The 17,970-nt window shown below is 73.2% G+C and carries 15 protein-coding genes; 4 read left to right on the forward strand and 11 right to left on the reverse strand.

Going from position 1 to position 17,970, the window contains the following annotated elements; genetic code table 11:
• Positions 1–12 precede the first annotated feature (12 nt).
• The 6 genes from ABD339_RS02595 to ABD339_RS02620 form a co-directional block, all read right to left on the reverse strand.
• Positions 13–1,170, reverse strand: coding sequence for a hypothetical protein (locus tag ABD339_RS02595; RefSeq protein ID WP_344561706.1), 1,158 nt, complete (start codon positions 1,168–1,170; stop codon positions 13–15).
• A gap of 10 nt (positions 1,171–1,180) precedes the next feature.
• Positions 1,181–2,563: a sugar phosphate nucleotidyltransferase gene (locus tag ABD339_RS02600; protein ID WP_344561708.1), complete on the reverse strand. Its 1,383-nt coding sequence runs from the start codon at positions 2,561–2,563 to the stop codon at positions 1,181–1,183.
• Between the two features lie 344 nt (positions 2,564–2,907).
• The gene (locus ABD339_RS02605) at positions 2,908–4,152 is read right to left on the reverse strand and encodes a bifunctional RNase H/acid phosphatase (RefSeq protein WP_344561710.1); all 1,245 of its coding nucleotides are present in this window, start codon (positions 4,150–4,152) and stop codon (positions 2,908–2,910) included.
• Positions 4,149–4,892 carry a zinc ribbon domain-containing protein gene (locus ABD339_RS02610; protein ID WP_344562298.1) on the reverse strand — a complete coding sequence of 248 codons (744 nt, stop codon included), beginning with the start codon at positions 4,890–4,892 and terminating at the stop codon, positions 4,149–4,151. Before ABD339_RS02610 ends, ABD339_RS02605 begins: the two co-directional genes overlap by 4 nt.
• Positions 4,889–5,800, reverse strand: coding sequence for a Nif3-like dinuclear metal center hexameric protein (locus ABD339_RS02615; RefSeq protein ID WP_344561712.1), 912 nt, complete (start codon positions 5,798–5,800; stop codon positions 4,889–4,891). Before ABD339_RS02615 ends, ABD339_RS02610 begins: the two co-directional genes overlap by 4 nt.
• A gap of 105 nt (positions 5,801–5,905) precedes the next feature.
• On the reverse strand, positions 5,906–6,979 hold the full coding sequence (locus tag ABD339_RS02620) for an ABC transporter substrate-binding protein (RefSeq protein ID WP_344561714.1): 1,074 nt from the start codon (positions 6,977–6,979) through the stop codon (positions 5,906–5,908).
• A gap of 253 nt (positions 6,980–7,232) precedes the next feature.
• Here ABD339_RS02620 and ABD339_RS02625 point away from each other — a divergent pair, with 253 nt between their 5' ends.
• Together ABD339_RS02625 and ABD339_RS02630 are read left to right on the forward strand one after the other, a co-directional pair.
• On the forward strand, positions 7,233–8,897 hold the full coding sequence (locus ABD339_RS02625) for a hypothetical protein (RefSeq protein ID WP_344561716.1): 1,665 nt from the start codon (positions 7,233–7,235) through the stop codon (positions 8,895–8,897).
• A gap of 93 nt (positions 8,898–8,990) precedes the next feature.
• Positions 8,991–9,140, forward strand: a complete 150-nt coding sequence (locus tag ABD339_RS02630) for a hypothetical protein (protein WP_344561717.1) — start codon at positions 8,991–8,993, stop codon at positions 9,138–9,140.
• A 209-nt stretch (positions 9,141–9,349) separates the two neighbouring features.
• Here the strand turns inward: ABD339_RS02630 and ABD339_RS02635 are convergent, their stop codons facing one another.
• From ABD339_RS02635 to ABD339_RS02645, 3 genes are all read right to left on the reverse strand, one after another.
• Entirely contained in the window at positions 9,350–10,300 is a 951-nt protein-coding gene (locus ABD339_RS02635; RefSeq protein WP_344561719.1) for a 3-oxoacyl-ACP reductase, read from the reverse strand.
• 91 nt (positions 10,301–10,391) lie between these two features.
• Positions 10,392–11,474: a Zn-dependent alcohol dehydrogenase gene (locus ABD339_RS02640; protein ID WP_344561721.1), complete on the reverse strand. Its 1,083-nt coding sequence runs from the start codon at positions 11,472–11,474 to the stop codon at positions 10,392–10,394.
• A gap of 72 nt (positions 11,475–11,546) precedes the next feature.
• Positions 11,547–12,404: a MaoC/PaaZ C-terminal domain-containing protein gene (locus ABD339_RS02645; RefSeq protein WP_344561722.1), complete on the reverse strand. Its 858-nt coding sequence runs from the start codon at positions 12,402–12,404 to the stop codon at positions 11,547–11,549.
• A gap of 587 nt (positions 12,405–12,991) precedes the next feature.
• Here ABD339_RS02645 and ABD339_RS02650 point away from each other — a divergent pair.
• The gene (locus ABD339_RS02650) at positions 12,992–13,792 is read left to right on the forward strand and encodes a hypothetical protein (protein WP_344561724.1); all 801 of its coding nucleotides are present in this window, start codon (positions 12,992–12,994) and stop codon (positions 13,790–13,792) included.
• A 129-nt stretch (positions 13,793–13,921) separates the two neighbouring features.
• Here the strand turns inward: ABD339_RS02650 and ABD339_RS02655 are convergent, their stop codons facing one another.
• A complete protein-coding gene (locus ABD339_RS02655) occupies positions 13,922–15,448 on the reverse strand; it encodes an MFS transporter (protein ID WP_344561726.1) in 1,527 nt (508 codons plus the stop codon).
• Positions 15,449–15,678: 230 nt separating this feature from the next.
• Between ABD339_RS02655 and ABD339_RS02660 the strand changes: the two genes are divergently transcribed.
• Positions 15,679–16,458, forward strand: a complete 780-nt coding sequence (locus ABD339_RS02660) for an FG-GAP repeat domain-containing protein (protein ID WP_344561728.1) — start codon at positions 15,679–15,681, stop codon at positions 16,456–16,458.
• Positions 16,459–16,725: 267 nt separating this feature from the next.
• Here ABD339_RS02660 and ABD339_RS02665 read toward each other — a convergent pair whose 3' ends face one another.
• A complete protein-coding gene (locus tag ABD339_RS02665) occupies positions 16,726–17,949 on the reverse strand; it encodes a lipid-transfer protein (protein WP_344561730.1) in 1,224 nt (407 codons plus the stop codon).
• Positions 17,950–17,970 lie beyond the last annotated feature (21 nt).

Raw genomic sequence — 17,970 nt, forward strand, 5'->3', positions numbered from 1 at the left:
CGGAGCGGGGCGTCAGGGGGCCACGGGGGACACGCTGATCAGGTAGATGCCGTAGACGGCGGACAGCCCCGCGCAGCCGACCAGGACCGGCGCGAGCGCGCGCGGGCCGGCGCGGGACGCCCACCGCGCGGCGACGAACAGCAGCGGGAACGCGGGGATGAGGAAGCGCGGCCGGGAGGCGAAGTAGTGCGCGCCGCCCAGCGCGACGAGTGTCAGCGTGACGCCGTAGACCACGAGCGGCAGCGGCGGCCGTTCCCGGATCAGCAGCAGCAGCGCGACGGGGGCCGCGAGGACGACGGCCGCCGCCAGATACTGCGACGCCACCCGGTCCGGCTCCGCGATCCGCACCAGGAACATCAGGTTGTAGAGCCCGAAGTCGAATTGCGAGCCCCACGCCCGCTGCACCGCGAAGTATCCCGTGGGACTGCCGGTGCGCGCCCCGACCCAGGCGACGTACGCCAGCCACCCCAGCGGGGCCAGCGCCGGGGCCGCCCAGATCCGGGGGTTGTGCCGGTCGGCGGGCTCGCGCCACAGCGCCACGGCTGCGGCGACGATGACCGCCGCGGCGGCGGCGAAGCCGTTGGGCCGGGACAGCCCGGCGAGCAGCGCCAGGGAGCCGGCCCACAGCCATCGGCGGGTGAGCACGGCGTAGAGCGCCCAGGCCGACAAGGCGGTCATCATCGATTCGGTGTAGGCCATGGTCTCGACGACCGCGTTGGGCCACAGGCCCCACAGGATGACCAGCCAGTTCGCGGTCCGGTTGTCGTAGACGCGGCGGCCCACGGCGTGGATGCCCCAGGCCGCCGCGAGCGCCGACAGCCAGCCCAGGAGGACGCCTGCCTGGGCCGTGCCCAGGGGGGAGAGGGCGGTCAGGCCGCGCTCCAGGCCGGGCAGGAGGGGGAAGAAGGCCAGGTCGCTGAACTGGGAGCGGGCGGTGGTCCCGTAGCCGTGTTCGGCGATCGAGGCGTACCAGCGTGCGTCCCAGGTGCGGCCGAGCAGACGGCTGGGCTCCTCACCGGCCGCCCAGGCGTAGCCCGCCACCGCGAGGAAGCCGGTCAGCCGGATCGCGGCGTAGACGCCGACGGCCGGTACGGCGTCGGACAGCGCCCGGCCGGGGGCCGCCCACCGTCTGACGGCCCAGCGCAGGGTCGCCGTGGAGTCCGTGGCCATGGCAGCTCCGTCAGGCGCGCGGGCGGGCCGTGCGGAACGCGGGCGGCAGCGCGCCGACCGAGACGGGGACTTCCTCGGTGGCCTCCTGGACGTCCTTGACGGTGTCGATGCCGCGCCAGTAGCCCGCCAGCCGGTAGCCGAACAGTTCGCCGTCGCGGGCCAGTTGGGGGAAGGTGCGCTCCTCGTGGTCGCCCCGCTCCGGCAGCTCGCCGAGGACCTCCGGGTCGAAGACGTAGACCCCGGCGTTGATCCAGTACGGCAGCTCGGGCGACTGGACGAAGCCGCGGATGCGGTCGCCGTCGTCCAGTTCGGCGACGCCCCACCGCGAGCGGTAGGCGGTCAGCGCGACGGTGACCATCCCGCCCCGGCTGCTGTGGTAGCGGGACAGGTCGGCGAGGGGGAACGTGGTGATCACATCGCCGTTGAGCACGAAGAAGGGCGCGTCGGCGTCGGCCAGCGAGGCGGCGGCGAACTTGAGGCCGCCGCCCCGCCCCAGCGGCTCGCTCTCGATCGCGTAGCGGATGTCCATGCCGAAGCGGGCGCCGTCCCCCGTGTACTCCCTGATCATCTCGTGCTGGTAGCCGCCGCTGATCGTCACGGACGTCACCCCGTGCCGCGCCAGCCAGGCGAGTTGGTAGGCCACGATGGGCGAGTCGGCCACCGGGACCATCGCCTTGGGCATGTCGTCGGTGTACGGGCGCATCCGGGTGGCCCGGCCTCCCGCCAGGATCAGCGCCTGGGTCACCGGGGCCGCGTCCGGCGCCCCGTCCGCCGCCTGTGTCGCCTTTGCCGCGTCCATCTCCTGCCTCCGTTCCGCTTCTCGTTCCGCATCGTCGGCGCGGTGGGGCAGGGCCCCCTGGTCCGGATCGCGCGCGGCCGGGGCGCGGGCGCGGTAGGCGGCGCGGGCCGGCGCCGGGCCGGGGCTCCCGGCCCGGCGGAAGACCCAGGTGCGGTAGGTGACGAAGCGGAAGCAGGTGGCGGCCGTGATGCCCAGGGCTTTGACGAGGTTGCTCCGGAGCGGGTCCTGCCAGCCGAGCCCGGAGGTCGCGGCGTAGAGCGTTCCGTTCTCGATGACCAGGCCCGCCGCGCTGAACGCGACGAACAGGGTGAACTCCCGTGCCCGGCGCTGTTTGTCGCGGTCCCGGTAGGTGAAGTACCGGAATCCGAGGTAGTTGCTGACGATCGCGACGGCGGTGCCGACGACTCCGCAGGCCAGCACGTTCAGCTGGGTCACCGCACGGCACAGGTCGAAGGCCGCGAAGTTCACGAAGACGCCGAGGCCGCCCACGAGGCCGAACTTCGCGGTCTCGTCGGCCAGTGCGCGCCATCCGGTGGCCCGCCGGCTCCCGCCCGGGGTGCCCGCCGCCTCCGCTTCCGCTTCCGCTTCCGCCACTGTTTCCGCCGCCCCTCTCTCAGGAGGCCATCGGGATCCAGAGTGCGGGGCCCGCCTCGCGCCCGCATCTCGGCGGCGGGCGCGCCGGATGCCCGTACCGTCGCGCAGCGTGAGGCGTGCCAGGTGGGCAGGTGGCGGGAGGGGCGGAGGGCGGCCGGGCGGGATGCCGGGGGACGCCGGGCCGGGCGCCGGAAGCACGCGCACCCGCGCGACACGGGGCAGCCGGACGGTCACGCGCGGCGACCGGAGCGGGGGTTCAGCACCCGGACCCCGGGCCTGGCCGGACCCCGGACCCCCGGCCCGGGGTGCGGCGAGGCCCACCCGGGGCCGGGTTTCAGGTTCCGCTAGGAGCGCAGATGTGCCGTGTCGTTGAGCAGCCGCACAGAAGCGTTGCCGTCCGCGTAGTAGGCGACGGCCGAGAGGGAGGCGGCCGACAGCTCCATGCGGAACAGCGAGTCGGGCGGCGCGCCGAGCGCGAGGCGTACCAGAGTCTTGACGGGGGTCACATGCGTGACGGCCAGCACCGTGCGGCTCGCGTAGCGGGCGAGCAGCTTGTCGCGGGCCAGGGCCACGCGTCCGGCGACCGTCTCGAACGACTCGCCGCCGCCCGTGGGCCGCGCGGCGGTGGAGGTGAGCCACGCCTGGAGGTCCTCGGGGTGGCGCTCGCGGACCTCGGCGAAGGTCAGGCCCTCCCAGGCGCCGAAGTCGGTCTCGCGCAGGCCCTCTTCCGTGCGGACGCTCAGGCCGAGGCGCTCGGCGACGGCGGCGGCCGTCTCCTGGCAGCGGCGCAGCGGGGAGGCGACGACGGCCTGGATGGTGCCGCGCGCGGCCAGCGACTCCGCGACGGCGGCGGCCTGCCGGCGTCCCACGGCGGAGAGTGCGGGGTCGGAGCCGCCGCTGCCGGAGAAGCGCTTCTCAGGCGTCAACGGCGTCTCGCCGTGCCGCAGCAGGACGAAGGTGGTGGGGGTGCCCAGGTCGGGTCCCCAGCCCACGCGGGGCGCGGGCGCGGCCTGTTCGCGCTCGGCGGCGGGGTCGGGCCCGGAGCCGGATGCGGAGCCGGGGCCGGTCGCGGCCGGCGCGGCGGAATCGGCCGCCGCGGCGGATCCGGCCGACGTGGGGGCTCCTGCGGCCAGTTCGGCGCTGGAGGAGCCGGGGTCCCACTGTTCGCCGCGCTTGCCCGCGTCCATCGCCTCGTTGGCGAGCCGGTCGGCGTGCTTGTTCTCCGCGCGCGGGATCCACTCGTAGGTGACGGCCTCGGGCGGGTAGACCGTCTTGGCCTCCGTGGCGAGGGGGCGCATGTCGGGGTGCTTGATCTTCCAGCGGCCCGACATCTGCTCGACCACGAGCTTGGAGTCCATGCGCACCAGGACGGCCGCCTCGGGGTCCAGCTCGCGGGCGGCGCGCAGGCCCGCCAGCAGGCCCCGGTACTCGGCGACGTTGTTGGTCGCGCGGCCGATGAACTCCGCGGTCTCGCGCAGGGTTTCGCCGCTCGCCGAGTCCTTGACCACGGCGCCGTAACCGGCGGGGCCCGGGTTGCCCCGGGAGCCGCCGTCGGCCTCGACGACGAAGACGCGGCGGGCCGCCGTCACAGTCCGGAGTCCGGGGTGCGCACCAGGATGCGGCGGCAGTTCTCGCAGCGCACCACCTCGTCGGCGGGGGCCGCGCGCACGTCGTTGACCTCGGTGATGTTCAGCTCCAGGCGGCAGCCCTCGCAGCGGCGCTGGTAGAGCTTGGCGGCGCCGACACCGTTCTCGCGGTCGCGGATCTTGTCGTAGAGCTTGAGGAGGTCCTCGGGGACCGCGCCGGAGACCGTCTCACGCTCCTTGCGCACCCGCTCCAGCTCGCCGTCGATCTCCTCCAGTCCGGCGTCCCGGCGCGCGGTGGCCTCCTGGAGGCGGGCGCCGACGGACTCGACGCGCCCGCCGAGTTCGACAGCGCGCTCCTGGGCCGACTCGTGGCGCTCCATGACCTCCAGGACGACCTCCTCCAGGTCGCCCTGGCGCTTGGCGAGGGAGGCGATCTCGCTCTGGAGGCTCTCCAGGTCCTTGGGGTTGGTGACCATGCCCGAGTCCAGGCGGCCCTGGTCCCGGGTGGCGCGCTGGCGTACCTGGTCGACGTCCTGCTCGGCCTTGGTCTGCTCGCGGGCGGTGTCGCTCACCTCGGTCTGGGCGGCCACCAGCAGGTCGCGCAGCTGGGCGAGGTCGGCCTCCAGCCGCTGGATCTCCTCGTGCTCGGGCAAGGTGGTGCGCTTGTGCGCGAGCTGGCTCAGGCGCGTGTCGAGGGCCTGGACGTCGAGCAGGCGGATCTGATCGGCGGGCGCGGCGTTCAGTTGGGGGCTCCCGGGGTGAAGTCGGATGCGGAAAGAGAAGTCTGCTGCGCCGCGGCGCCACCGTCCAGCGAGGCGGCGTGCGCCGTCCACGGGTCGGTGACGGTGCGCGAGACCGCGGTGCGCAGGTCCCAGCCCTCGCGCTCGGCGATCGCGTCGAGCTGGGCGGCGGCCTGTTCGCACCAGGGCCACTCGGTGGCGAAGTGCGCCGCGTCCACGAGCGCCAGCGGGGACTGCTCGCGGGCCTCGGAGGCGGGGTGGTGGCGCAGGTCGGCGGTCAGGTAGGCATCGGCCCCCGAGGCGCGTACGGCGTCGAAGAGGCTGTCGCCCGAGCCGCCGCACACGGCGACGGTGCGGACGAGCCGGCCGGGGTCGCCCGCCGCGCGGACGCCCTGTGCGGTGACCGGCAGCCGGGCGGCTGCCAGTTCGGCGAACTCGGCCAGCGGCAGCGGCCGGTCCAGCTCGCAGATCCGGCCGAGGCCGCGCCGCCCGTGCGGGTCGGTCGTGTCCGGCACCAGCGGGCGCAGCACCCGCAGCCCGAGTGCTCCGGCCAGGGCGTCGGAGACGCCGGGGTCGGCGGTGTCGGCGTTGGTGTGGGCGACGTGCAGCGCGACGCCGTTGCCGATCAGGGTGTGGACGACCCGGCCCTTGAAGGTGTCGGCGGCCACGGTGGTCGTACCGCGCAGATACAGCGGGTGGTGGGTGACCAGCAGCTGGGCCCCGGTGCTGACCGCCTCTTCGGCGACCTCCCACACGGGATCGACGGCGAACAGGACCCGGCTGACGCGGGCTTCCGGGTTGGGGACGTCGCCGCACACGGTGCCGACGGCGTCCCACTGCTCGGCACGCTCGCGCGGCCACAGGGCGTCGAGCGCTGCGATGACTTCGGAGAGTGCGGGGTGTGCGGGCACGGGGGCAAGGCTACCTGCCCCGACCGGGCGCCCTCCCGGCCCGGTCGCCGCCCGCGGAGGCGCCCCGGCGGGCGGCCGCGCCGGGGCCGTGGCGGGCGGCGGCACTCAGCCCTTGGCGGCGTGGGGCGCCAGGTATCCGCGCAGGTCGTCCAGGACCTTGTCGGCCGCGGTGACGCCCAGCCCCAGGTACCAGGTCTCGTCGCTGACGTCCTTGGACCGCCCCTTCTTGACGGCGCCGAGCTTCTTCCACAGCGCGCTGTCGCGCGCCTTGGAGCGGTCGGTCTTCTTGGGGTCGCCGTAGGCGCCGGTGAAGATCCAGTCGGCGTCGGCCTCGTCCACGCGCTCCGGGCTGATCTCGGTGGCCAGGTCGTTGACCTGCTGGTTCTTGGGGCGGGGCACTCCGACGTCCTGGAGGATGGTGCCGATGAAAGACGCCTTGGCGTAGAGGCGGATCATGCCCGGCATGAAGCGGACCATCGTGACGCTGGGCTTCTTCTCTCCCAGGTCCTCGCCGAGCTTTTCCGCCTTCTCCTCGTAGGCGGCCAGCTTCGCCTCGGCCTGCGCGGTGCGGTCGAGCGCCGCCGCGTTGAGGAGGTAGTTCTCCTTCCAGGTGAAGCCGGGGCGGATGGAGAAGACGGTGGGGGCGATGGCGGAGAGCTGCTTGTACTTGTCGGCCGCGCGCAGCTGGCTGCCCAGGATCAGGTCGGGCTTCAGCGCGGCGATGGCCTCCAGGTTGAGGTTGTTGATGGTGCCGACGTTCTTCGGGTGCCCTGCGGCCTTCTTGAGGTAGCCGGGGACGGGCTTGCCGCCTTCGGCCGGCGCGAGGCCGACGGGCTTGAAGCCCAGCGAGACGGCGTTGTCGAACTCGCCGACATCCAGCACCACCACGCGCTTGGGCTGCTTCTTGATCTCCGTCGTGCCCATGGCGTGCTCGATCCGGCGGGGGAAGGTGCCCGGCTTGGCGTCGGTGCCGAAGGCGGCCGTCTTCTTCGCCGCACCGGCGAAGTCCTCGCCGCCTTGTGCGACCTTCTCCTTGGACTTGCCCTTGCCGCCCGCGGCCCCGCCGTCCCCGCTGTCCCCGCCGGAGGAGCCGCAGGCGGTGAGGGCCAGGGCGGCTGCGAGGGGGAGGGCGACAGCGGCGGCGGTGCGCCGGCTGCCACGGCTCGGGCAGAGGGACATGTGACACTCCGTGATCATCGGGAGCGCCGGAACGGACCCGGCGTCGCTTAGGCGACCCTTACTCAAGCCCACTCGGCCCGGGACGGCAAGCCCGGCCCCTGTGGTCTCCACCACGGGATACGGCCGCAGCACAGTCCCGTACGCCGTCTCAGGCGAACCCCGGGGGCCGTCACCCTTACGTGTGAAGCGCCGCAACTCGCGCTGTTCGACTGGGAGTACGACGCCTAGCTTCGTCACTGGAGGTGACCGAAGCATGGCTGTGAGTGTCACGCGCGTCATGAATGACAGCTTCACGGTCGCGGCGGACGGCTCGTATGCCGCCCGGCTCGGCTCCCGTGGTCCGGGGCTCTGGTTCGTGGAGCGCTGGACGCTCGGGGGGCCCGAGCCCTACGCGGTGCCGCTGCCCGTGGAGCAGCCCGAGGAACCCGACAGCCAGGTGCTGCCGCTCGCCGACGGACGGGTCCTCATCGCCCGCCGCGTGGGCGGGGCGCACTGCGTGTCGCTGCTCTACCCCTCGGGCCCCGACACCGGAGAACTCCGGCTCGGCAGCGTCCACACGAGCCGCCTCACCCTGCTGCCGCCCGCCCCCTGCGGAGTCCGCGCGTACGCGCTGGCCCTCGCCGAGGACGAACGTTCCACCACCGTCTGGCGGGTGGCGGGCGGCATCTCCGGGAGGCCGGAGCGCGTCGCGCGGGTGGAGGGCCGCTGCTCGGGCGGCGCCTGGCTGGATCCTGAGGGCCGGCTGCTGGCCGTGGACCGCGAGATGCCCGGTGACCGGCCGGGGAGCACGGGAGGCGCGGGGGCCGCGGGGGGCGCCGGGTCCGGCAGGGCGACGGTCAAGACGGTGGCCGTCGATCTCGGCAGGGGCGGCGAGGTCTCCCCGCTGCTCCAGATCGCCGAGGAGAGCAACGACCGGCTGCTGCTGGCCGATCCGGACAGCGGACTGCTGCTCGTCCGCTCGGACGCGCCCGGCGAGGACCGGCTGGGCTGGGGCGTGGTGGGCAGCCACCGCCCCGTCCGCTTCCCCGAAGTGCTGCACCCGGCCGGTACGCGGCTGACACCGATCGCCGTGCAGCCCAGACAGACGCTGCTGCCCGAACGCTGCGCCGTGGCGCTGCGCGTGGACGCGGGCGGCGGCACCTGGCTGGCCGTATGGCGCCCGGGGCTCAAGGAGTTGCGGCACATCGCGAGCCCGCCCGGCTGGCTGACCGGCAAGGGCCTGTGGACGGCGGCCGGTGACCTGTGCGTCCCGTACGCCACGGCGCACGACCCCTGCGGCGTGGCCACGATGCACACCCCGCTGGCCAACGCGCCCGACCCGGACGGTGAGCGCCGGTCGGGACCGGCCGGTGACGAGGGGGACGCGGGTCCGTCCGACGGAGACCCGCCGGGCCCGGGCCCGGGCCCGGGATCAGGACCGGGGCGGGGGCCGGGGCCCGGACCGGGGCGGGGGCCAGGGCCAGGGCCAGGGCATGGGCCGGTGGGCGGGGCCGGGGCCGTTGGCGGGCCGGGGCCAACTCCCGCTCCCCGGCTGCCGGTTCAGCCAGGCTCCGGGCAGCCGCAGCGGTCGGCGGGCCGGCCCGCCGCGCCCCCGATGTCGCCGCCGTCCGGCCCGGTACCGTCGCCCCGCCCGGCGCCGTCCGGCCCCGGCGGCCCGGCCGGGCCGGGAATGCCCGGGACGCCCGCCGTGCCACCGCCGGCTCCGTCCCAGCGGCCTCCCCGGCCCCCGCAGCCCCCGTCCGGCGACGTCACGGGTCTGCAACATCACGGTCACGGAGCACAGCCCTCCGGACGGTGGGATTCCGCGCCCCGGAGGGGCGTTTCCGCAGGCGGTGCCGCCCCGTTCGGGGCTCTGGCGGGTCCGGTCTCGAAACCGGTACCCCTCCAACAGTCACCGCTGACCAGCGGAATGGCGTGATCCGGCCACAAAACGGCATGGGGCCGGTCGGGCATGGTCGATAAACTCCGCCGGGTACGACGGCAGCAAGAGATTGACGGAGTGACGTTCACGATGCCCGACACCCAGACCGACGCGCCCAGCGCCCAGCAGACGGCCGGCGAGGGAGACCACCGGGGGAAGCACCGGGGTGCGGCAGCCGCGGCCGAAGAGCAGCGGCAGACCGTACCCTCCCAGGGCCGCCACCGCCGTCCGGCCCAGTAGACCGCGCCCCGGCACACGGCGCACCAGCTCAACAGACCGCCCGGACCCGGCACTTCGACCGGTCCGGCACACCGCCCCCGCGCGTAGGGCCGCCGCTCCCACGAGCCGGCCACACACCCGGGGGCGGTCGCGCGTTCGGGAGGGGGACGGGACGGACAGGCCGCCCGTGCCAGGGCCGTTGGACCCCGTCCGACCCGTCCGGCGCCCCCTCACCCCTTCTTGAGACCGAGGACCTCCGCCGCCGCGAAGCTCTCCTGCGGGGAGCGGTCCGCGAAGTACGGGGTCAGCCGCTCATCCAGCTCCCCGAAGGTGAACACCTCCTTGGCGGTGTCGAACTTGGCGGCCACCTTGGGCCGCTCCAGCAGCACCACCATCCCGCCGTGCACCACCAGCACCTGCCCGTTGACCTTCCCGGCGGCGGGCGAGGCGAGATAGCCGACCAGCGGGGAGACGTGTCCGGGAGCCAGCGGATCGACGCCGTCGGCCGGTACCCCGAAACCCTCGAAGACATCCTCGGTCATGCGGGTGCGCGCCCGGGGGCAGATGGCGTTGGCCGTCACCCCGTACTTCGCGAGCGCGCCCGCCGTCGAGGTCGTCAGCCCGACGATGCCGCCCTTGGCCGCCGCGTAGTTGGGCTGGCCCGGCGATCCGGCGAGGAACGCCTCGGAGGAGGTGTTGATGATCCGCCCGTAGACCGGGGCGCCCGCCGCCTTCGACCGCTCCCGCCAGTGCGCGGCGGCGAAGTGGGTGGTGTTGAAGTGGCCCTTGAGGTGGACGCGGATGACGGAGTCCCACTCCTCCTCGCTCATCGAGAAGACCATGCGGTCGCGCAGGATGCCCGCGTTGTTGACCACGATCTCCAGCGAACCGTAGGTGGCCAGCGCGAGCCCCACCAGCTCGCCCGCCTGCGCCGAGTCGGCCACGTCACCGTGGTGTGCGACGGCCTCACCGCCGGCTGCCCGGATCTCCGCCGCGACCTGCTCGGCGGGGTCGGCCGATGTCTCCCCGCTGCCGTCCCGCCCCGGCTGCCCGAAGTCGTTCACGACGACGCGGGCGCCGAGCCCGGCCAGCTCCAGCGCCTCGGCCCGCCCCAGGCCCCGCCCCGCTCCGGTGACGAGTGCGGTCTTCCCCCGGAGGGGCCGCTGTCCCTGCTCAGACATGTCTGTCCTCTCGTTCGTTCGCGGGAGCCGTCTCGTTCGTTCGCGGGAGCCGTCTCGTTCGTTCGCAGGGGCCGTCCGGGCCTCCGGGCCGTCAGAGGGAGATGCTGGTGCGGAGCGCCTCTCCCGAACGCATCTGGCCGATCGCCTCGTTGATCTCGCTCAGCCGCACCCGGTGGGTGATCAGCCCCTCCAGGTCGATACGTCCCGCGCGCCACAGCGCGATCGCGCGGTCGTAGGAGCGCAGGACGTCGCCGCCGCCGTAGAGGGAGGGCAGGATGCGCTTCTCGTCGAAGAACAGCTCGAACATGTTGAACTGGAGCTGGTCGTCCATCGCCCCCGCGCCGACCACGCACAGGGTGCCGCCGCGCCGGGTCGCCTCGTAGGCGGCGCGGGCCGTCGCGGACTTGCCGACGACCTCGAAGACGTAGTCGAAGCCCTCGTCGCCGGTCAGCCGTCCCTTGGCGGCAGCGAGTTCCTCCGGCGCGACGGCCTCGGTGGCGCCGAAGCGGAGCGCCGCCTCGCGGCGGGCGGCCACCGGATCGACGGCCACGATCCGCGCCGCGCCGCACGCCCGCGCGCCCTGGATGCTGCTGATGCCGACCCCGCCGCAGCCGATGACGGCCACCGACGAACCCGGGGCGACCTGTGCCGTGTTGAAGGCGGCGCCCAATCCGGTGGTGACGCCGCAGCCGATGAGCGCGGCGATCTCGAAGGGCACGTCGTCGGGGATCGGCGTCGCGCACGGCGCGTCGATGACGGTCTCCTCGGCGAAGGTGCCGGTCCCGGCGAAGCCGAACACGTCCGTGCCGCCCGTGGCCCGGCGGAAGTTGGGGGTGCCCGCGTTCATGAACCCGGCCAGGCACAGGTGGCTTTGGCCGCGGCGGCACGCGGGGCAGTTGTTGCACGCCGGGAGCCAGCACACCAGCACCCGGTCCCCGGCCTTGACGTTGCCGACCCCCTCGCCCACCTCCAGCACCTCGCCGGCGCCCTCGTGTCCGGGGACGAAGGGGGCGGGCTGCGGGAGGACGCCGCTCATCGCCGACAGGTCGGAATGGCACAGTCCGGTGGCCCGGACGCGGACGCGCACCTTGCCGGGGCCGAACCCGGCCGGCTCGATGTCCTCCAGCACTTCCAGCTTGTCCTGCCCGGTCTCCTGCAATACGGCTGCGCGCATGGTTGACTCCCTTTCCGAGGTGGTGGGCAGGTGCTCCGCCTGGCTGGATGCGCCCCCGGCGTCTCGTCGCCGTCAGGTGTGCGTGACGAGGCCGTCCGCGAGTACCGGCGCGTCCTCCCGTTCGACGGCGGTGGCCGTCAGCTGGAGGCGGCCCCCGCCCAGCCGCCAGCCCCGCACGCGCAACGTCTCGCCGGGGTACATCACCCCGGCGAACCGTGCCCCGTAGGAGGCGACGCGCGAGACGTCCCCCTCCAGGCCGTGGTCCACCACCGCCTTGAGGGCCATTCCGTACGAGCACAGCCCGTGGAGGATGGGCCGTTCGAACCCGGCGAGCCGGGCGAAGTCGGGGTCGGCGTGGAGCGGGTTCCAGTCGCCGGAGAGCCGGTAGAGCAGCGCCTGCTCCTCCCGCACCGGCCGCTCGACCACGAAGTCCGGGCTCGCGTCCGGGGCTTCGCGACGGACCGAGGGCCCGCGCTTGCCACCGAAGCCGCCCTCACCGCGTACGAAGATCTGGGCCTCGCTGGTCCACAGCGGGCCCTCCTCGTCGGCGACATCGGTACGCAGGAGAAGAATGGCGGCCTTGCCCTTGTCGTAGACGTCGGCGACCCGTGAGGTGGCGGTGGCCCGCCCGCTGACGGGGAGGACACGGTGGCTCTCCACCGACTGGGTGCCGTGCAGCACGGCCGCCAGATCGACCTCGATGCCGAGCGCCGAGAGCCCGCCGACGACCCCCATGCCGGCACCCGCGACGGTCGCGAAACTGGGCAGCACGTGCAGCGTGCTCTCCAGCGTGTAGCGCAGCTCGGCACGATCGGTCGCGGGCACCCCCGCCCCCAGGCCCAGGTGGTAGAGCTGAACGTCCTTGTGGTCCCAGGAGATCTCGGTGCTGCGGGGCTCGGCGGCGAGCGCCTTGGCGACGTCGATGGGCATCGGTACTGGGCTCCTCGGGTCCTCGGGTCCTCGTTGCTGGTCGGGGGTCGGGGCTAGGGGTTGGGGGTCGGGGCTAGGGGTTGGAGGTCGGGGCTAGGGGCTAGGGGTTGGGGGTTGGAGGTCGGGGGTCGGGGATTGGGGCTGCGGGGGGGCACGGCGGCAGGACGCGGACCCGGCGGCGGGCGGTGAAGACCCCGGCCCGGCCGTCCGCACCAGTCGGCCGGACCGGGGTCGCTCCCGACCGGTCAGGCGCGCGCCCGGGGCCTGCCGTCGCGGCGGACCGGGGAATGAGAACGCGTTCTAGCCGATCGGCTACCTGTATAACGCACGCCTCCGCACATGGGAAGAGTTGACGCCCCGTCAGGCACGGGCGACGGACCGCCGTATCCTCTCCGCCGCGCAGCACCCCGGCCCCGCCGCGCACGCCCCGCACGGGACCGGCCCCTACCACGCCCTCCCCACTTCATGGTGAACTCGTATCACTCCTGTTCCATGAACATGCAGGGAAAAGCCTCCGAGAGGGCTCGGCATCCTGGCCCCCTCCGGGAAGACACAAGAACTCAGCGAAAAGCCTGTTAGGAGCACACATGGCCGGCGAAATCAAGGCATGGGCGGACAAAAAGCTGAACCCGCCCATGGACAGGGAAGAGGTCGAGGAATGGGTGGACAAACAACTGAAGTCCGTCATGGACAAGCGAGACGCCATTTGGTTCCGGCTGCACCAACTGGCCGTCGAGAGGGAAGAACTACTGGCCTTCGAGAGGGAAGAGTCCAGGGAAAACTATGTCCGCACTTCCGAAGATTATCGCAAATGGATCTTTCAGGGGTACATGAACGCCCGGGCGAAGGTGAAAGAATCGAAAGTGTGGCAGAAATTCATGAGCCGCGTGAGCACCATAAGGAAGATCGCGAAGATACGCATTCCCAGAATTCCGCAGCGCTTGGTGAGGGAGGTGCTCAACAGTCGGCTGTCGGAGTACGAAGCCAAGCGGGATGAAATGTTCAGCCGACTGGAGACCACCTGGAAGAAGGAAGCGCCCTACCCACCGCCGTTTTCGATATCTCAGTACCACCGACGCGTCCCGGACCCCTCGCACCCGGGCCCCGCGCCGAGCGAGGGCGAACCCGCCTCCTCCACCCGGCCGCCCTCGTATGACGGGCCGCCACCGCAGCAGCCGCTGGTCTCGGCGGTACCGGAAGTCACGCAGGCCGCCCGGGCGACGCGCCCGCCCCACGCCGCTTTCCCCCAAGGCCCGACGCCCCCTCTCTCACCGCCCCCCTACAGCCCAACGGACCAGCGACAGCCGCACGCGGCGCCCCCCTCACCACCACGACCCCGTACCGGGGTTCAGGCACAGAGCGGCGGCAGCCCGGCAAGGGGGCGCTGACCGGGGCCGCTGCCGCGCGGGGGGAGCCAAGGTCCTCAGAGGCTGGGCTTCGGCATGACCGAGGGCTCGCGCTCCTGAGTGTCGATCGTCTCCCGTGCGAGCGGGGGCCGTTCGCCGTCCGGGCGGCGGTCAGTCCGGGGTGTCCTGGGGGTGCGGGGCGGGGGCCGTGGGGGTGCCGGGCTGGTCCGGCAAGGGCTTGTCGGTGGTCTCCCGCCTCGGCCGGGGCAGGGCGAGCAGCATGAACAGCGCGCAGGCCGCGAGCACTCCGGCGCCCGTGGAGAAGGCCGCGCGGTAGCCGTCGGCGAGGGCCGGCGGGGTTTCGTGGCCGTCGGTGCGGGCGGCGGCCACCGTCGAGAGGACGGCCAGGCCCAGCGCTCCGCCCATCGTGCGGCCGGTGCCGAAGAGTCCGGAGAGGAGGCCCGCCTCGCCCGGGTCCTTGGTGGCGGTCGCGATGGTCGCCAGGGGCGTGGCGGCCAGTCCGGCGCCCAGCGCCATCAGCAGCCCGGGGCCCAGGATGACCGCCGCGTAGCCGCCGTCCGCGTGCACGGAGCCCTGCCATACGTAGCCGAGCGCGGCCATCGAGGTGCCGGTGACGGCGAGCGCGCGATCGCCGATCCGCGCCATCAGGTACGGGGCCGACTTGGAGCCCAGCACGATGCTCAGCGAGTGCGGGATCATCGCGAAGCCCGCCTGGAGCGGGGTGTAGTGGAGGACGTTCTGGGTGTAGAGGGAGAGGAAGTACCACATGGCGAACATCGCCAGGCCGTTGATGAAGATCGCCGCGTTCGCCGAGCAGACGGCGCGGCTGCGGAAGAGCCGCAGCGGCACCAGCGGCTCGGGCGCCCTGGCCTCCACCGCGACGAACAGCCCGAGCATCGCCAGTCCGGCGAACAGCGGGAGCAGCGCGCCCGGCGCCGTCCAGCCCGCCGCGTCGGTGCGCACGATCCCGTAGACGACGGCGCCCAGGCCGAGGGTGGCCAGCAGTGCGCCCGGTACGTCCAGGCGTCGTACGGCTCCCTCGCGGCTCTCGGTCAGCCACACGGCAGCCGCCACCAGGACGACCACCCCCACGGGGACGTTGATCAGCAGCACCCAGCGCCACGACAGCGCGTCGGTGAGCACTCCGCCCACCAGTCCGCCCGCCGCGCCGCCCCCGGCGCCGACCGCCGACCAGGTCGCGACCGCCCTCGTCCGGGCCGGGCCCTCGGGTACCGAGGTCGTCAGCAGGGTCAGCGTCGCGGGCGCCAGGATCGCGGCCCCCATGCCCTGGACGGCGCGTGCGGCCAGCAGGTGCCAGGGCTGCTGGGCCAGGCCCCCGGCGAGGCTGGCGGCGGTGAACAGGGCCAGCCCTGTCAGGAACACCGCCTTGCGCCCGAACAGGTCGGCGGCCCTGCCGCCCAGCAGCATCAGCCCCGCGAAGGTGAGGGTGTAGGCGTTGACGACCCATTGGAGCCCGGCCTGGGAGAGGGCGAGGGTCTCGCGCATGGAGGGCAGGGCGACGTTGACGACGGAGACGTCGAGGACGACAAGGAACTGCCCGGCGCACGCGGCGAGTACGACCGCCCACAGGCGGGGGCGGCGCTTCGGCGGAGCATCGGGCGTGCTGGGTATGCCGGCCCCGGTTCCCGTCCCGGTTTCGGCGGAAGTCTGCGCCATGGCGTCCATCGTCGCACCGTGTCCGTGGCGGGGCCCCGGGGTTTTTGCTCGGGTTCTTGCCCGGCCGCGCCGCCGCGTCCCCGATGTCCGGGCCCGGATCTGGGGCCTCTCGTTCGCGAGCGGGTCGCGTATCCGAGTGTCACCGTTCGGTAACACGGTGAACGGGCCGTGAACTCCCGGGCCCGCGCGGTCATCTCACCTCGCAGTCCCGACCGAAAGGAACCCGCACCATGCTGCGCACCCGCCGCTCACGCTTGATCGCGTCCTCTCTCACGGCCATCACCCTGGGTCTGACCGTCGCTGGTTACCAGGCCGGGGCAGCCGTCACGTCCTCCTCGGACAGCACCGCCCAGTCCGCCTCCCACACCACCAAGGCGGCCCAGCTCGCGAAGGCCGCCAAGGCCGGGGGCACTTGCCTGACCGACGCGACCACCCTGGTCGGCGATCTGGACGGCGACGGCAACATGGACCTGATCAGCAACCCCGGTCACAACGGCACCAAGATGACCATCCAGTGGGGCGCCAAGGACGGCTCCTTCGGCAAGAAGGTCGCCGTCAAGGACCTGCTCGGCGCGAAGAAGGGCGAGGTCGCCACCGCCGCCGTCGCCGACTTCCAGAACGACGGCACCCTGGACATGGTCGTCAACATCGTCGAGCCGGCCGGCGGGGACGACCCCAACAACGCGCGCCTCGCGGAATACCGCCCCGGTCCGGTCAACCGCACGGACCTGGCCTCCGACAACGCCCGGCACTCCGATGTCGGCGACATGGGCGAGGCCAAGCAGCTCCGGATCGCCGACTTCAACAAGGACGAGTACCCGGACCTCGCGATCCTCAACAACGGCGGCGACGGGCAGCTGGACCGGGACGTGCGCCTGTCCACGAAGGACAGCGGTCCGGGCGACTTCACGTACGAGGACTTCGAGAAGTACGGCGAGGCCGGCGCCCTCTCCGACCCGCCCTCCATGCCCACCAACGGCTGGAAGTCCTTCTACAAGCCCTGCGCGTAGCCCCTCGCGGGGGTGCCGCCGCCGGCTCTCGGGGTGGCGGCACCTTGGGTGCTGCCACGGGGCGGCACCCTTGGTGCGGGACCGAAGCACGCCGACGCCGAGCGAGCCTCTTCCCCGGTGCTCGCCCGGCGTCGGCGTTCGCGCGCGCGGAGTTCCTGGTGCGGGTGGCGGTCGAGGCGAGCGCCGGATCCGATGCGCGCTCGCGCCCGAGCCGCCCGGGCCGACAGGACTCGTATCCACCGTGGACCGAAGTCCGAGGCCAAGTGCTCAGTGTCGTCGCAGCAGGGTCACCACCGCCGCGCCGCCGAGGCCGATGTTGTGGGCCAGGGCCGTGCGGGCTCCGGGGACCTGGCGGGGGCCCGCCTCGCCGCGCAGCTGCCAGGTCAGTTCCGCGCACTGGGCGAGGCCCGTCGCGCCCAGGGGGTGGCCCTTGGAGATGAGCCCCCCGGACGGGTTCACCACCCAGTCACCCCCATAGGTGGTGACGCCGGATTCCACCAGGGGGCCGGACTTGCCCTCGGGGCACATGCCGAGCGCCTCGTAGGTGAGGAGTTCGTTGACGGAGAAGCAGTCGTGCAGCTCGATCACGTCGATGTCCTCGATGCCCAGGCCGCTCTCCTCGTAGACCTGCCGCGCCGCCGCGCGGGACATCGGCTGTCCTACGACATCGATGCAGGATCCGGAGGCGAAGGACTCGGCCGTGTCGGTCGTCATGGCCTGGGCCGCGATCTCCACGGCTCGGCCCGCCAGGCCGTGTTCGCGTACGAAGCGCTCGGAGACGATGACGGCCGCCGCCGCGCCGTCGGAGGTCGGGGAGCACTGGAGCTTGGTGAGGGGGTCGTGGATGGTCCTGGCGGCGAGGATCTCCTCGCGTGTGCAGACGTCCTGGAACTGCGCGCGGGGGTTGGCTGCCGAGTGGCGGTGGTTCTTCTCGGCCACGGCGGCCAGTTGCGCCGCCGTGGTGCCGTAGCGCTCCATGTGCTCGCGCGCCGCGTTGCCGAAGATCTGCGCGGTGGGCGGCGTCATCTCGAAGCCGTGCCGCTCGGCCATCACCCCGTAGTGGCGTGCGACCGGTGATAAGGAGAAGTCGGCGCCACCCGCACCCGCGCCCAGCGCGCCCTTGTTCATCTTCTCGAAGCCGAGCGCCAGCACACAGTCGTTGAGGCCCGAGGCCACGAACTGACGGGCCATCATCAGCGCGGTGGAGCCGGTGGCGCAGTTGTTGTTGACGTTGTAGACGGGGATGCCGGTCAGGCCCAGTTCGTAGACGGCCCGCTGGGCGGCGGTGGATGCCTGGTAGCAGTAGCCGACGGGGGCCTGCTCGACCAGGTCGTAGGAGATCCCGGCGTCCGCCAGCGCCGCGCCGCCCGCCTCGCGCGCCATGTCCCAGTACTGCCACTGGCGCGACTGGGGCTTCTCGAACTTCGTCATCCCGACGCCGACGATGTATGCCTTGCCCGTTGTGGCTGTTGCGTCTTCCTTGTCTGTCATTGCGGGCCTCCTGGGAAGCGG

Source organism: Streptomyces axinellae (assembly GCF_039532135.1).
Taxonomy (GTDB): domain Bacteria; phylum Actinomycetota; class Actinomycetes; order Streptomycetales; family Streptomycetaceae; genus Streptomyces; species Streptomyces axinellae.

Excerpts from the sequence above, each read along its gene's own strand:
- ABD339_RS02645 (WP_344561722.1), bottom strand. The coding sequence starts at position 12,404 with ATGCCCATCGACGTCGCCAAGGCGCTCGCCGCCGAGCCCCGCAGCACC.
- ABD339_RS02620 (WP_344561714.1), bottom strand. The coding sequence starts at position 6,979 with ATGTCCCTCTGCCCGAGCCGTGGCAGCCGGCGCACCGCCGCCGCTGTC.
- ABD339_RS02665 (WP_344561730.1), bottom strand. The coding sequence starts at position 17,949 with ATGACAGACAAGGAAGACGCAACAGCCACAACGGGCAAGGCATACATC.
- ABD339_RS02635 (WP_344561719.1), bottom strand. The coding sequence starts at position 10,300 with ATGTCTGAGCAGGGACAGCGGCCCCTCCGGGGGAAGACCGCACTCGTC.
- ABD339_RS02660 (WP_344561728.1), top strand. The coding sequence starts at position 15,679 with ATGCTGCGCACCCGCCGCTCACGCTTGATCGCGTCCTCTCTCACGGCC.
- ABD339_RS02650 (WP_344561724.1), top strand. The coding sequence starts at position 12,992 with ATGGCCGGCGAAATCAAGGCATGGGCGGACAAAAAGCTGAACCCGCCC.
- ABD339_RS02655 (WP_344561726.1), bottom strand. The coding sequence starts at position 15,448 with ATGGCGCAGACTTCCGCCGAAACCGGGACGGGAACCGGGGCCGGCATA.
- ABD339_RS02625 (WP_344561716.1), top strand. The coding sequence starts at position 7,233 with ATGGCTGTGAGTGTCACGCGCGTCATGAATGACAGCTTCACGGTCGCG.
- ABD339_RS02640 (WP_344561721.1), bottom strand. The coding sequence starts at position 11,474 with ATGCGCGCAGCCGTATTGCAGGAGACCGGGCAGGACAAGCTGGAAGTG.
- ABD339_RS02595 (WP_344561706.1), bottom strand. The coding sequence starts at position 1,170 with ATGGCCACGGACTCCACGGCGACCCTGCGCTGGGCCGTCAGACGGTGG.
- ABD339_RS02630 (WP_344561717.1), top strand. The coding sequence starts at position 8,991 with ATGCCCGACACCCAGACCGACGCGCCCAGCGCCCAGCAGACGGCCGGC.